Below are 14,236 nucleotides of genomic sequence, written 5' to 3' on the forward strand. Positions count from 1 at the left end.
ACAATGGAAAATCACGAACATCACAATCACGAAGAAATGGACCATTCTAAAATGGACCATTCAAAGAAGAAACACAAAAAAGAAGACCACTCTAAAATGAATCACGGAGGTGGAGACCATTCAGGTCACAATCCGGGTCACGGTCAAATGGGTCACGACCATCATAAAATGATGGTCAAGGACTTTAGAAAACGGTTCTGGGTATCATTGATAATTACCATCCCAATTCTGTTCTTCTCGCCAATGATACAGGAATTTTTTGGTTATGATTATTTATTGCCGGGAAATCCCTATGTGCTGTTTATCCTATCGTCCTTTGTATATTTTTGGGGCGCATGGCCTTTCTTAAAAGGCTTTTATAAGGAAATTAAAGCTAAAGGTCCAGGAATGATGACCCTAATCTCCATGGCTATCAGTGTTGCCTATTTTTATAGTACGGCAACCGTTTTCGGACTTAAAGGCGAAGATTTCTTTTGGGAATTGAGTACGCTTATTGTCATTATGCTTTTGGGGCATTGGTTGGAAATGAAATCAGTTTTAGGTGCTTCCAAGGCGTTGCAATTATTGGTGAGCATGCTACCTTCGGAAGCGCACAAAGTTGTGGGCGATAAAATTGAAGATGTTAGTCTTGAAAACCTGGTGAAAGATGACATCATCCTAATAAAACCTGGAGAAAAAGTACCGGCAGACGGTATTATTACCGAAGGCACCAGTTACCTAAACGAATCCATGCTCACAGGCGAATCTAAACCAGTAAAAAAAGAATTGGATGACAAAGTAATCGGCGGTTCCATTAACGGCAACAGCACCTTAAAAGTAAAGGTTCAACATACAGGTAAGGACAGCTACCTCAACAAGGTTATTAAAATGGTCGATGAGGCACAACGTACTAAATCCAAAATGCAAAACCTTTCAGATAGGGCTGCAAAATGGTTGACCTACATCGCTTTAGTAATTGGTTTTGGAACATTAGCAGTTTGGCTGGCTTTAGGTTTTCCGTTCGTATATGCTTTGGAAAGAATGGTTACCGTTATGGTAATTGCCTGTCCGCATGCTTTAGGACTTGCCATTCCACTTGTGGTTGCGATTTCTACCGCAGTTTCAGCACAAAATGGCTTGCTTATTCGAAATAGAACTGCGTTTGAAGAGTCCAGAAAAATATCCGCTTTGCTTTTTGATAAAACAGGAACACTAACCAAAGGTGATTTTGGTGTTACCCGAATAGAATCTGTTACCGATAAGTATTCAACAGAGGAAATTTTAAGACTTTCAAGTGCATTGGAACAAAGTTCTGAACATCCAATCGCTGTTGGGATTATCAAAAAAGTAAAAGAAGATAACATTACCATTCCAAAACCAGAAAATTTTAATGCGATTACTGGCAAAGGTGTAGAAGCCGATGTGGAAGGCAAACAAATAAAGGTGGTAAGCCCAGGCTATTTACGTGATGAAAAAATTGCCATTCCAAAAGACGCTTACAGCGATGCCGCAGAAACTGTAGTATTCGTTTTAATTGATGGAAAATTGGCAGGATATATAGCCCTTTCAGATGAAATTAGACCTGAATCCGCTAGTGCGATACAAACCTTTAAAAAGAACAATATTAAAGTATATATGGCTACTGGAGATAATGAAAAAACTGCCAAAGCCGTAAGTGATAAACTTGGTTTGGATGGCTATTATGCCGAAGTATTGCCCCATCAAAAAGTTGAAATTGTAAAAGAATTACAGGCTAAAGGTGAATTTGTTGCCATGACAGGCGATGGTGTAAATGATGCACCAGCATTGGCACAAGCAAATGTTGGTGTTGCCGTAGGTTCTGGTTCCGATATTGCTGCTGAAACAGCCGATATTATTCTGGTCAACAGCAACCCGAAAGACATTGCTAATTTAATTTTGTTTGGCAAAGCCACCTATAATAAGATGATCCAGAACCTGATCTGGGCTACCGGTTATAATGTCGTGGCCATCCCTTTAGCAGCCGGTGTACTATATTCAACTGGATTCGTATTGGGACCAGCCGTAGCTGCTGTATTTATGAGTTTGAGCACGATTATAGTGGCCATTAATGCACAATTATTAAAGCGAAAAATCGGTAAAAAATAATGAACAAGAAAGAAAAGCTCAACAGGATATCTTTAATCCTGTTGAGTTTATTTGTAGTGATGTTGGGTTATGGTATTTTATTGCCAACCCTTCCCTACTATACCGAAAGATTAGCTTTAAAAGACAATCTCGACACCGATTTAATCAACTTCCATATTGGGTTACTTACCAGCATTTATCCTCTATTTCAATTAATTTTTGTAATATTGTGGGGCAGACTTTCCGATAAATATGGTCGTAAGCCCATAATTCTGGTTGGGCTTATCGGGTTTATAACAATGAACCTATTGACCGGTCTGGCAACTTCGCTCACCATGTTGTATGTAGCCCGTATAATCGGAGGAATATTTACCTCTTCGGTAATTCCCGTCAGCAATGCCTATCTAAGTGATATAACCTCGGAAAAGCGTAGGACCAAAATAATGGCGTGGTCAGGGGTCGCAATCAGTTCGGGTGTTATCTTTGGCCCTGTTTTGGGGGGGCTGTTATCACAGACCAACGTGCACTTGAAATATTCTTTTGGCGTATTTCATTTTGACCGATTTTCGGTTCCATTTTTCTTTGCCGCAGTATTGGGTTTGATCGTATTGTTCGTTATTCTAAAATGGTTGAAGAACACGGCAATAGTGACCAAGATCAGAGAAAAAACGATAAAATTTAATTTTACTTTTAGTAATTATTTTATCATACTGTTGCTGCTATCCTTTGTAATGCAATTTGTTGTGACCCTGTTTGAAACCGTATTTTCAATCTATGGCAAGGACGAGCTGGCGTTCAATAGTAGTCAAGTCGGTATTGGCTTTATGCTTTGCGGTTCTGTGATGGCAGTCTTACAGCCTGTTTTTGCTACTTATGGGGAAAAGATAATGACCTCGAAACAGCAAATCACGTTAGGCTTAGTGATTACCGGACTTTCACTTATTGTATTCCCTTTTTTGCGCAATGAGCTATCTGTATATGGTATGATAATACTATTTGCCAGTGGTGGTGCGATGGTAACCCCAAATCTGCTTTCAGCCGTCTCTTTGTTATCTAAGGAAGATACGGGAAGAAACATTTCCATACAAAGCTCCACAAACAGTATCGGCCAGATTTTAGGACCCGTATTGGGAACTTGGTTGCTCGCCGGTGGCTTTTACTACCCTTTTATAATTGCAGGCTCGGTCGTTTTGGTTGCAATAGGATTGGTTTACTATTTAAGGAAATAGCGATGACGCACAAATCAGCAGAAGATAATATCAAAAAAGTATTGCACGTTGTGGGCCATAATGAAGACTATATCGAGTTGGTCCATTCGGGCAAAGACTATTTTCATCGTTTGGAAAAAATAATTGAAAAGGCGCAAAAGGAAATACATTTACAAACCTACATTTTTGAAAACGATAGTACTGGAAATCGCATAGCTGCTCTACTGAAGAAAGCAGCCCAACGAAAAGTCAAAGTGTATGTCTTACTGGATGCCTATGGTAGCGCTACGCTCCCCGATAGTTATGTCCATGATTTGGTACAACATGGTATTTCACTACGTTTTTTCTCCCCTTTGTTCTCTTGGAACAATTTTTATCTCGGTAGGCATATGCATCACAAAGTAGTCGTTGCCGACGGAAAAACAGCACTCATCGGTGGGATCAATATTGCCGATAAATACCATGGAACCCAAGATTCTGAACCCTGGCTTGATTATGCCGTGCAATTGGTTTGCCCTGTAGCAGTAGATTTACAGAATCTGTGCAAGGATTATTTTTTTAAACAACGGAGTTCGAAAAAAGTAAATCCCGTCCTGCATTTGGTGAACAAAGCAAGGGTTGGAATCTTACAAAACGACTGGCTTAAAAGTAAAACCGAAGTCTGTGATGCCTATACTAATGCCATTCTCCATGCCGAAAAAGAAATAGTAATCGTAGGCTCATATTTTTTACCTGGAAGGCGGATAGCAAAAGCCCTAAAAAAGGCAAGTGAAAAGGGTATAAAAATAATAGTCGTATTGGCTGGGGTTAGTGATGTACCGTTGGTACGTAGGGCAACCGAACATTTGTATTCCTCTTTTTTAAACCACCATATGAGGATATATGAGTGGAACAAATCCGTAGTGCATGGTAAAGCCTCCGTGGTAGATAAAAAATGGTCCACCGTAGGCTCATTTAACCTGAACAGTCTTAGTTGCTACGGTAGTATTGAAATGAACGTGGAAATTCACTCCGTAGAATTTGCCGAAAACCTTCGCGCTGACTTTGAAAAGGTTATCAGCGAGTGTAGCGAAATTACAAAGGAGAGTCTCAAACAAAGAGCAGGTATATTCAACAGGTTGGCAAATTGGGTTTCCTATCAAATGGTTCGTACGGCGATGCTTTTACTCACCTTTCTTCCCCATTTAAGGTTTTTGAAAGACTACAGGTTATAGAATATTGATAAATGGTTATAAGAACTATGGAGCCCGATTAGAAAACTAAATGCTAAAAGATGATAAAAATGTGAACACAAAGTCATTTATACATTTTAAGATAGCGAAAGAATGAATGGCTTTTTAAAAGATTTGACAATGAAAAAATTCTATTACAACGAAGAACAGCAATCCTATGATGCGATTGTTGTGGGAACCGGCATCAGCGGTGGCTGGGCCGCCAAAGAACTTTGTGAGAACGGCCTTAAGACCTTGGTTTTGGAGCGTGGAAGAATGGTACGTCATATCACGGACTATCCAACGGCCTATAAAGATCCATGGGACTTACCGAACGGAGGGAAACCAACCCAGGAAGATTTAAAAAAACAACCAAAGCAAAATAGGACCGGGTACACGACCAATGCGGCCAGTGCCCTGTGGTTCGTGAACGATTTGGAACACCCCTACAACGAAATCAAACGATTTGATTGGATGCGGGGCTACCATGTGGGAGGGCGTTCCATCATGTGGGGGCGACATAGTTACCGTTGGAGCGATATCGATTTTACGGCCAACCAGCGCGAGGGAATCGCAGTGGATTGGCCCGTTAGATATAAGGACATTGCCCCTTGGTACGACAAAGTAGAGGCCTACATCGGGGTATCGGGGGAAAATCTTGGGCTGAAGCAATTGCCCGACGGCCAGTTTTTACCCATGATGGAACTCAATTGTGTCGAACAACATTTTAGGGAAAAGGTAAGCGAGAATTTAAATGGCCGTGTGGTCACGGCAGGAAGGGTCGCCAATATTACTGGAACCAAAAAATTCGAAGGCCGACAACATTGCATGTTCCGAAACCGCTGTATACGTGGTTGCCCATTTGGGGCATATTTTAGCAGTAATTCCTCAACCTTGCCTGCAGCCGAACGAACAGGAAACCTAACGTTAAGACCCGACTCCATTGTACATGAAGTGATGTATGATTCCAATACCAAACGTGCGACCGGCGTGAAGGTCATCGATATGGTCACCAAGGAAGCGCATGAGTTCAAGGCCAAGGTAATTTTCCTATGCGCCTCATCCATTGCCTCTACATCAATATTGATGCAATCAAAATCCGATCGCTTCCCGAACGGTATGGGGAACGATTCCGATCAGCTGGGAAGGAACATTATGGATCATCATTTGGGTGTGGGTGCCCAAGGCAAGTTTGAAGGGCTTGAAGACAAATATTATAAGGGGCGAAAACCAAATGGGGTATATATCCCGCGCTTTAGAAATCTTGGTGGCGATTCCGACCGCAAAGATTATAAGCGAGGTTTTGGCTATCAAGGCGGTGCCGGAAGAGGCAATTGGGACGAAGCCGTCGCCGAACTATCTTTCGGGAAAGATCTAAAAGAGACCATCCTGAAACCAGGCGGATGGACCATGGGTCTTGGCGGCTTCGGCGAAGTGCTTCCGTACGAAGAAAATAGAATGACCTTGGATTATGATAAGTTGGACGGTTGGGGGCTACCTACGGTAACTTTCGATGCCGAATTCAAGGAGAATGAATGGGCCATGCGGAAGGACATGAAGGAATCCGCTGTCGAAATGCTAAAAAAAGCTGGGCTGCGCGATGTCCAGCCTTTTGACAATCCCGGGGCCCTAGGCCTTGGAATCCACGAAATGGGCACCGCCCGTATGGGAAGGGATCGTAGGACTTCAGTACTCAATGGTTTCAACCAAGTTCATGATGTTCCTAATGTATATGTGACCGACGGATCGTTTATGTCATCCGCAGCCTGTGTAAACCCATCCCTTACCTATATGGCATTTACGGCGCGAGCCGCAAACCATGCAGCAAAACAACTTAAAAAAGGAAATATATAATCGATGGCGGAATACAAGCGAAACCTACACATCGTACAACTCATATTAAAAGATCAGTAATTTTAAAAAAAATGACTATGACAGATTTAACAATTAGCGCAAGTGCGAATGTCCTCAGAAACAATTACCTGGGCCACTTGGCCTATCTATGGCAAGGAAAATCCTATTTGATTCCTATTACCTATTATTTTGATCATGCAGACAATACAATTATTAGCTATACATCGGAAGGCCATAAAATCGATGCGATGCGAAAAAACAACTCGGTTACCGTACAGGTCGAAGAAATGCAATCTATGTTTAATTGGGAGTCGGTTATGGTGCACGGCACATTCGAAGAACTTGAAGGCACCATTGCCAAACAAAAGTTACACCTATTTACAGAAGGCATTAAAAGTATTATAAAACGAAAAGAACATAAAGAAGTCAAGTTCATCAACGAATTTTCAAGTAAATTATACTCCAGGGGCATTCCTATTGTTTACCGTATTAAAATACTGGAAATTATGGGAAAACGCAGGGAAACGTAAAGGCAACTTCGCTAATCAGATGGACCTTTTTGTCTTTAAGAACCCTAACAGGTCTAAATTCCAAAGTAAGAATCTCAATTGCCAACTTAAAAATAATTAGCGGACGACCATTTAAAATAACTTTGAACTCATCGAACAATCGCTATTTGCAATTGGAGAAAAAATGCTAAAAATGGATATGTTGAATGTTATGATAAAAAGTAACTTTATATTAGTTAAGTTATGCTAAAACAAACAATTTACATATTGTCACTTTCATTGTTGGTTATCATGGCATGTAACGACGATGACCAAAGTTCACAGCAGGTTAATCTGTTATTTATTGAAGATAATCTAGCAGGGGATTGGAAAAGGATTGCAGAATTTAGAGGGCAACCTAATGATTCGTTGGGAATTTTAGAGCCTACCGAAGATTTATTCGCTCAAATCGAAAGTTGCCAAAAAGACGATATGATACTATATGTAAAGGCATTCCAACAAGAAAAGAACTCCTATTTCTGGGAATCGGAGAAGTTGCATGTCATAGCCAGATAGCCCAGTCATTTATAGAAATTGGTACTTGGACTTTTGAGGAATCAGGAAAACTAAGCCACTTTAATTCTGAGGTTAGCAAACCATTTATCGTGGTCCTATTGACGGGTCAACGATTGCGAATTCGAAAGGAATCGGGCATGGAAGAACCGGACGGGTTAATCTATGAATTTACTGAATATGAACGCATAAAATAAGGTATTTATGAGCTAGTCCTAACTATTGTTGGCCCAAGATTTAATTATCTGAATTGACTCAATAGTTTTTCTAATTGCTCAACTGGAGAAGTCCAATCCTTTGCCCAGATCTTTGCGGTCAACCTTCTTTGCATCCATGTTTTGAATATCGGATGTCTTTTTATCTGATTCTATGTGTTGGATATTTTCTTTGTACTGCCCTTGAGTGACTTCATTGCTATATTGCTCCATACCTATTTGCATGGCATTAATACGCTCGTTACCTGAACTTATATCTTTGAACATTGGCGTAGTCAAATTCAACTCTTTAGCCAATTCATATCCAAGATTGAAAGCGGCTTTATAATCTTTGTCAACTTTTAGATTTTCTTCCATAATTAATTAAAAAGTTTCGCGCACATGTGCCTCAATATACTGATTTATGGAGTCCCGGTCGTAGAGAATAATTTTCTTTTGTGGTTGGGAAAAGGCAATTTTTCCCTCATCCCGCAATTTTTGTAAGGTGGTTGTAGATTTTATTTTAAGTATTCCCATTGCTTCCTCGCCGTCGATCCATTTGGCAGGCATCTCTTTTCGTTTCGATTCTACGTGCTCAACTACCTTATCAAATAGGGCGTAAAAGGCTTCTTCTTGTAGGCAGACAACTTGCATAACAGTAATATCTGATTATATTAAAAGTATTTGGTTGATTTAAATATACCTCTGAGACAAGATAACAATTTATCCTTCACCCACATATATCAATTGACAAACAGCCATTTAATTGGTCAAATGACATAACGGTTATTAAAAATCAACCTTCTCCAATGCGTCATCGGTTTCTTTGTGCATAAAATTAGCTTGATAATTAACAGTAGTAGTGATAGATGAGTGCCTATATAGTTTTTGAAGCATTTGTATAGGTATTTTATCCCCTGATATATTTCCGAAGCTATGACGTGCAATATGCATACTGAGTTTTTTTCAATACCAAGGTTTTCTGCAACAATCTCCAATCTGCGGTTTAAGTTTCTTATTATTATTTTAGTGCGAATCGCCATACGTTTTTCGTCCTTGAGACTGGCCCCGTCATATAGGGGAAAACCAAATCGTTTTTGTTCTTTTTGAATTTGGATTTAAACGATACCTTAACATAGTAAGATAAATCACTAAATGTTTTAACATTGTTTTACCAAAATAAAAAAGCCGACTCCTAAAAGTCGGCTTTCCCTCGCTTGCACTGAGCGCAGTCGAAGTGTACAGGCGGAGAGACTCGAACTCTCACACCTTGCGGCACTAGATCCTAAGTCTAGGAAATTAAAATCAATTGATATTAAATATTTGATTATCATATACTTATATGTATATAAATTTGATTTAAAAGTATTAATTATGCGTGAAAATGGCTTTTGTTGTACCTATGTTGTACCTGCAAACAATACTGTATAAGATTAGATTAGTGCATTTCGTTATTATCTCCTAAAAGCAAAGGGTTTTCCGAAGCTAAGCGTCCTTATTACATACTAGATATTTAGTCTAGTTTAGATAAGCGGACTTAGTTCACGATTTTGGTTTTGGAATGAAGTGTTCCTTTACATAGGCTAGCATTTATAGGTATAGTGACCTTAAAACAACGATAAACTACCGAGCAAATTTTATACATAGAGAGGCCGATGATGCGTTAGATAGTGTAATAAACTTTTAGAAAATTAAATGAATTAGACCAATTGGTTAAATTCAATATTTTTCATATATTTGCACCGATATGGGATATAAGTATAACAAAGAAGATATTTTAAATGTAGGCTTTGACGTTTTCAGAAGAAACGGTTACCATAATGTTGGCATTAATCAAATCCTGAAAGAAGCTGGTATTCCAAAAGGTTCATTTTATAATTTCTTTGAAACCAAAGAAGACTTTGCCCAACAGGTTATCAAACAGTATGGCGAAAGTAACGGTTGCTGGATGAAAGATTACTTCGATGATTGTTCCCTATCACCCATTGAGTGTTTAAAATCATTTTATGCAATGATGATTGACCTAAATGAAAAAGATGATTATTCGGGATGTTGCCTTGTAAATAATATGAGTGTTGAAGTGGGCCGTCAAAACAATGCTATTGCTTCGGAAGCCAATACTCACTTCGTGGGATGGCTCAATATATTAGCCTCTGTTGTTGCAAAAGGTCAGGATTTAAAGGAAATCACAAACGAATTCACTCCCCTCCAACTAGCAGAGTATTTGCATGCTGGTTTTTATGGCGTGCTCTCAAGGACAAAAGTGACAAGAAATCGAGTTTATATGGATATCTGGTTTGATATGACTTTTAAATTTATAAAAGCATAAAAAAAATTTACTATTAAATTAAACAGAACAGTCTAATTATTTACAATCAAATGAAACACTATTTAAAATTTTCAATTATCGTAATAACTATTGGTTTATTACAATCGTGCAAGTCTGTAGACCTACGCTCAGAAGCATTAAAAACAAACTCTATTAGCAATGAAGAGCAGAAAGGAAAGAAGTTTCTAAACCAAGCCAAAACGGCAATGGGTTATGATAAACTTTCAGACACCAAAGTTTACGAAGCTAACGCTATCTTCAACTGGAAAGGTGCTTGGCTAATTATGCCTATGAATACCTTTCCAGGAAACAATAATAACAATCTAAAACTCCGCTTCGCTACGAACAGTTTCGATGGACGGTTAGAATACTTAGAAGGTAGAAAAAAGAATACCATACAAGGAGTACAATCTTGGAAGGGTTATAAAAAAGAAGTAGGAAGTGACTACTTGAAACGTCACGAACACGACCGCTATATCTGGGGGTTGGCTACCTATCATTACCTATTGGAAGCACCGATGCATCTACCCGATGCCGAAATTATACGATACGCAGGTACCAAGGAACTCGATGGCATCGATTACGAAACGGTTTATGTCACTTGGGGAAGCGAAGAGCCCAATAAAAAGTATGACCGTTTCTTGGTTTATATCAATCCAAACACAAAATTCATTGACTTACTGGAAGTAACGATAAATGACTTCTTTTTGCCAATGCCCAAAGGAATGCAACACGCTACAGCGCGATATGAAAGAAAAGAAACCAGTATTGGTGCATTCCTGCCAAGTAATGTCAAGATACAGTTCAAAGGACCAAAAAAATTGGATAATAAGGTGTACAGTTTCGCCTTGAACAATTACAAGTTTGATTCTTTTGATAAGGAGGTACTGTACCCACTTGAAGATGTGGAGGCAATTTGATTTAATAAACCCGACGGTCATTAATATAAATCCTAATTAATTATTTGTCACACATTTTCAATTCCTGAATCTAAACAACAATGACCCTATTGAACAAGAAATTGACCCATTTATCCAAAGGAAAAATAGGGTTAAACATAAAATTTGAGAAACCATTTCCAATACTAATTTGACATATGAGTGAACCTAATCAAAATGCAAAAAAGACCTTAGCGACACGCTGGGCAGAATTCGTCATCCGATTCAGATGGCCTGTGCTTATACTATCCATTATGCTTGCAATGGGACTTGCCTCTCAAGGAAAAATGCAATTTGATGGAGACTATCACGTATTCTTCAGCGAAACCAATCCTGAACTGGAAGCTTTTGACGCACTACAAGATAAATACACCAAAGACGATAATGTAGTGTTGGTTTTAGCACCTAAAAACGGCAATGTTTTCACCAAAGAAAACCTTGTTGCCATCGAAGAACTTACAGCGGAAGCTTGGAACACTCCCTACTCTTCGCGAGTAGATGCTGTAACAAATTTTCAGCATACCAGTGCCGTAGGGGATGATTTGTATGTGGATGACCTTTCCTACGAATCTACTTCCAAAACGGAAATTGAAATTCTTGAAATAAAAGAAAAAGCGCTTAAGGAACCGCTTCTTGTTCATCGATTAATCAATGAAGAAGGAAGTGTTACTGCAATCAATATAACGGTGCGGCTTCCTGGAGAAGATAGTGCGTTGGAAATTCCGGCAGTAACTTCCGCAACTCGAAAAATGGTAGCGGACTTTCAAGAAAAGCACCCCAATTTTGATGTGTATACGACAGGTTTAGTTCCGCTAAACACCGCGTTTTTTGAGTATTCTGAAAAAGGATTTGCTTTGGTCGGATTGATGGTGTTAGTCGTATTATTACTCACCTTTTTGCTTACACGAAACATTTTTGCAATGCTTTCCACAATGCTTGTTTTTATGTTTTCAGCAATGGCGGCCTTCGGCTTTATAGGATTGATGGGGATAAAACTTACGGCACCGTCATCTGTATTTCCTACGATGATTTTAACGCTGGCAGTTGCAGATAGTATTCATATCCTCATTACCTATTTACAAAAAGCGCGTCACGAAGGTTATGATAAACGAGGTGCTCTAGTAGAAAGTATTCGTCTTAATTTTATGCCTGTATTTATTACGAGCCTAACTACGGTCATTGGTTTCCTCACAATGAACTTTGGTGAAGTACCTCCCTTTTGGGATTTAGGAAATATCGTGGCCTTTGGTATGACAATGGCATTCTTTTTCTCTACCACATTCCTTCCTGCATTAATGGCCATTTTACCCCTGTGGAAAAGGAAAAAGGCAAATACCGAAAAAACTGTTTTACCAAATAATTGGTATACCCGCTTTGGTCATTGGGTAACAAGACAACCTCTACGTCTATCGGTTATATCATTAGCAATTATTGGCGGACTTACCTATTTGGCAACGCTAAATGTTTTCAATGACGAGTTTGTAGAATACTTTGATACCTCTGTTAAGTTTAGGCAAGACAGTGATTTTATCAATGAAAACCTAACAGGATTTTACAATGTGGAATTCTCGGTAGGCAGCGGGGAAAGTGGTGGCATCAATAACCCTCAATATTTACAGAAGTTAAACGAATTTGAAGATTGGCTCAATGACCAACCGGAAGTGGTACACACCAACGCTTTTAGCGAAGTGGCAAGACGGGTCAATCGGTCAATGCACGGTGATGATCAATCCTACTATCAGGTTCCTTCGAGTCGAGATGAAGCTGCTCAATACCTCTTGCTCTACGAGTTGTCTTTACCCTTCGGTCTAGATTTGAACAATCAAATAAATGTAGACAAATCTGAAACTCGGGTAACGGCTACACTTGAAAACAGTTCCAGTGCAGAAATGATAGCATTTACTGAACGAGCAGAAAACTGGTTGAAAGAGAATGCACCAGAACCGATGCATTCCATAGGCGTGAGTCCAACACTAATGTTCTCTAAGTTAGGTTTCCGTCAGGCAGATAGTATGTTCAATGGAAATATAGTGGCACTCGTACTGATTTCATTGATACTGATGATAGCCCTCAGAAATTTCAAATTAGGCCTATTAAGTATAATTCCGAATGTAGCTCCTGTAATCGTTGGTTTCGGGCTTTGGTGGTTGTACAAAGGAACTATCAATTCGGGTATGGTTTTCGTTTTCGGTATGACCTTAGGAATTATAGTAGATGATACCGTACACTTTATGAGCAAGTTCTTAAGAGCCAAACGTGAACTGGGATACAACGCAAAAGAAGCTGTGATTTACGCTTTTCAAACCGTTGGAAGAGCATTGGTGACCACCACAATAGTGTTGGTGGCTGGTTTTGGAATTCTTTCTACTTCACCCTTTGCGCTAAACAGCTATATGGCACGTATCACACTCATTATTATCATCGCTGCACTTGTCATAGATTTTATCCTATTGCCCTCATTGCTGATACTAGTGAGCAAGAAAGAAGATACCGTTCAGATTAAAGCAAAAAATTAATACATCTAATAAAAAATTATATACAGAATGAAAAAATCGATTATAACAACAATTGCATTGGTAGCTTTTTCAATGGGGTTTGCTCAAACCGCCGAAGAAAGAGGTTTACAAATTGCAAAAGCTGCTGAAGAAGCCGACTTAGGTTTTGGAAGTAGTACCGTAGAATTGCAAATGACCTTAAAAAACAAAAATGGTCAGACCAGTGAACGATTTCTAGAAAACAAAACCTTGGAGCTTACTGAAGATGGAGACAAATCCCTTATCGTTTTCAATAGTCCAAAAGATGTCAAAGGTACTGCAACCTTAACTTTTACACATAAGGTAGGCAGTGATGACCAGTGGCTTTATTTGCCATCTATTGCCAGAGTAAAACGGATTTCATCAAATAACAAATCCGGACCATTTGTAGGTAGTGAATTTGCCTATGAAGACCTTTCTTCCCAAGAAGTAGAAAAGTACAGCTATAAATTTTTGAAAGAAGAAGGAAGCAACCTTATCGTAGAACAAGACCCAGTAGACCCAATATCGGGTTACACAAGAAGGGTGGTTACTTACAACAAGGACAAAGGCTATCGCATTGAGAAAATAGAATTTTACGACCGTAAAAATTCGCTTTTAAAGACCTTGACCTATAGCGATTACAAATTGTACAAAGATAAATTCTGGAGAGCCGGAACTTTCAATATGGTCAATCACCAGAGCAATAAAGAGACCATTTTAAAATTCAGCAATTACAATTTTGATGCTGGATTAACAGATGATGATTTTACGCAAGTAGCGCTTAAAAGAGCTGGAAATTAGTTTTTTGATTGATGGTTGGTGTTTAAGGCTGGCGTTTAC

The 14,236-nt window shown here is 39.1% G+C and carries 12 protein-coding genes and 1 pseudogene; 10 read left to right on the forward strand and 3 right to left on the reverse strand.

What is annotated here, in order from left to right; genetic code table 11:
• Positions 1–3: 3 nt before the first annotated feature.
• The 6 genes from BFP75_RS04530 to BFP75_RS04555 all read left to right on the forward strand — a co-directional run bounded on the left by BFP75_RS04530 (position 4) and on the right by BFP75_RS04555 (position 7,422).
• Positions 4–2,106: a copper-translocating P-type ATPase gene (locus tag BFP75_RS04530; protein WP_099543720.1), complete on the forward strand. Its 2,103-nt coding sequence runs from the start codon at positions 4–6 to the stop codon at positions 2,104–2,106.
• On the forward strand, positions 2,106–3,314 hold the full coding sequence (locus tag BFP75_RS04535) for an MFS transporter (protein ID WP_099543722.1): 1,209 nt from the start codon (positions 2,106–2,108) through the stop codon (positions 3,312–3,314). The genes BFP75_RS04530 and BFP75_RS04535 overlap by 1 nt, the downstream gene beginning before the upstream one ends.
• Before the next feature lie 2 nt (positions 3,315–3,316).
• Entirely contained in the window at positions 3,317–4,507 is a 1,191-nt protein-coding gene (locus tag BFP75_RS04540; protein ID WP_099543725.1) for a phospholipase D-like domain-containing protein, read from the forward strand.
• A gap of 138 nt (positions 4,508–4,645) precedes the next feature.
• On the forward strand, positions 4,646–6,358 hold the full coding sequence (locus BFP75_RS04545) for a GMC oxidoreductase (protein WP_099543977.1): 1,713 nt from the start codon (positions 4,646–4,648) through the stop codon (positions 6,356–6,358).
• A gap of 77 nt (positions 6,359–6,435) precedes the next feature.
• A complete protein-coding gene (locus BFP75_RS04550; protein WP_099543728.1) occupies positions 6,436–6,888 on the forward strand; it encodes a pyridoxamine 5'-phosphate oxidase family protein in 453 nt (150 codons plus the stop codon).
• Between the two features lie 222 nt (positions 6,889–7,110).
• Positions 7,111–7,422, forward strand: a complete 312-nt coding sequence (locus BFP75_RS04555) for a hypothetical protein (protein WP_123803320.1) — start codon at positions 7,111–7,113, stop codon at positions 7,420–7,422.
• A 272-nt stretch (positions 7,423–7,694) separates the two neighbouring features.
• On the opposite strand, the gene BFP75_RS04560 is transcribed toward BFP75_RS04555, so the two are convergent.
• The 3 genes and pseudogenes from BFP75_RS04560 to BFP75_RS22670 all read right to left on the reverse strand — a co-directional run.
• Complete coding sequence (locus BFP75_RS04560; RefSeq protein WP_099543733.1) at positions 7,695–7,991, reverse strand: hypothetical protein; 297 nt, start codon at positions 7,989–7,991, stop codon at positions 7,695–7,697.
• 6 nt (positions 7,992–7,997) lie between these two features.
• Entirely contained in the window at positions 7,998–8,267 is a 270-nt protein-coding gene (locus BFP75_RS04565) for a helix-turn-helix domain-containing protein (RefSeq protein WP_099543735.1), read from the reverse strand.
• A 135-nt stretch (positions 8,268–8,402) separates the two neighbouring features.
• Positions 8,403–8,584, reverse strand: a pseudogene (locus BFP75_RS22670) (recombinase); the annotation flags it as partial.
• A gap of 776 nt (positions 8,585–9,360) precedes the next feature.
• On the opposite strand from BFP75_RS22670, the gene BFP75_RS04575 reads away from it, so the two are divergent.
• The 4 genes from BFP75_RS04575 to BFP75_RS04590 all read left to right on the forward strand — a co-directional run bounded on the left by BFP75_RS04575 (position 9,361) and on the right by BFP75_RS04590 (position 14,197).
• The gene (locus BFP75_RS04575; protein WP_099543737.1) at positions 9,361–9,942 is read left to right on the forward strand and encodes a TetR/AcrR family transcriptional regulator; all 582 of its coding nucleotides are present in this window, start codon (positions 9,361–9,363) and stop codon (positions 9,940–9,942) included.
• Positions 9,943–9,992: 50 nt separating this feature from the next.
• The gene (locus BFP75_RS04580) at positions 9,993–10,862 is read left to right on the forward strand and encodes a hypothetical protein (protein ID WP_099543739.1); all 870 of its coding nucleotides are present in this window, start codon (positions 9,993–9,995) and stop codon (positions 10,860–10,862) included.
• A gap of 176 nt (positions 10,863–11,038) precedes the next feature.
• The gene (locus tag BFP75_RS04585) at positions 11,039–13,396 is read left to right on the forward strand and encodes an efflux RND transporter permease subunit (RefSeq protein ID WP_099543741.1); all 2,358 of its coding nucleotides are present in this window, start codon (positions 11,039–11,041) and stop codon (positions 13,394–13,396) included.
• A gap of 27 nt (positions 13,397–13,423) precedes the next feature.
• The gene (locus BFP75_RS04590) at positions 13,424–14,197 is read left to right on the forward strand and encodes an outer membrane lipoprotein-sorting protein (RefSeq protein WP_099543744.1); all 774 of its coding nucleotides are present in this window, start codon (positions 13,424–13,426) and stop codon (positions 14,195–14,197) included.
• Positions 14,198–14,236 lie beyond the last annotated feature (39 nt).

Source organism: Maribacter sp. 4G9 (assembly GCF_002742265.1).
Classification (GTDB): domain Bacteria; phylum Bacteroidota; class Bacteroidia; order Flavobacteriales; family Flavobacteriaceae; genus Maribacter.

Coding starts and splice junctions, on each gene's coding strand:
- BFP75_RS04550 (WP_099543728.1), top strand. CDS start 6,436: ATGACAGATTTAACAATTAGCGCAAGTGCGAATGTCCTCAGAAACAAT.
- BFP75_RS04555 (WP_123803320.1), top strand. CDS start 7,111: ATGCTAAAACAAACAATTTACATATTGTCACTTTCATTGTTGGTTATC.
- BFP75_RS04560 (WP_099543733.1), bottom strand. CDS start 7,991: ATGGAAGAAAATCTAAAAGTTGACAAAGATTATAAAGCCGCTTTCAAT.
- BFP75_RS04530 (WP_099543720.1), top strand. CDS start 4: ATGGAAAATCACGAACATCACAATCACGAAGAAATGGACCATTCTAAA.
- BFP75_RS04540 (WP_099543725.1), top strand. CDS start 3,317: ATGACGCACAAATCAGCAGAAGATAATATCAAAAAAGTATTGCACGTT.
- BFP75_RS04575 (WP_099543737.1), top strand. CDS start 9,361: ATGGGATATAAGTATAACAAAGAAGATATTTTAAATGTAGGCTTTGAC.
- BFP75_RS04545 (WP_099543977.1), top strand. CDS start 4,646: ATGAAAAAATTCTATTACAACGAAGAACAGCAATCCTATGATGCGATT.
- BFP75_RS04535 (WP_099543722.1), top strand. CDS start 2,106: ATGAACAAGAAAGAAAAGCTCAACAGGATATCTTTAATCCTGTTGAGT.
- BFP75_RS04585 (WP_099543741.1), top strand. CDS start 11,039: ATGAGTGAACCTAATCAAAATGCAAAAAAGACCTTAGCGACACGCTGG.
- BFP75_RS04580 (WP_099543739.1), top strand. CDS start 9,993: ATGAAACACTATTTAAAATTTTCAATTATCGTAATAACTATTGGTTTA.
- BFP75_RS04590 (WP_099543744.1), top strand. CDS start 13,424: ATGAAAAAATCGATTATAACAACAATTGCATTGGTAGCTTTTTCAATG.
- BFP75_RS04565 (WP_099543735.1), bottom strand. CDS start 8,267: ATGCAAGTTGTCTGCCTACAAGAAGAAGCCTTTTACGCCCTATTTGAT.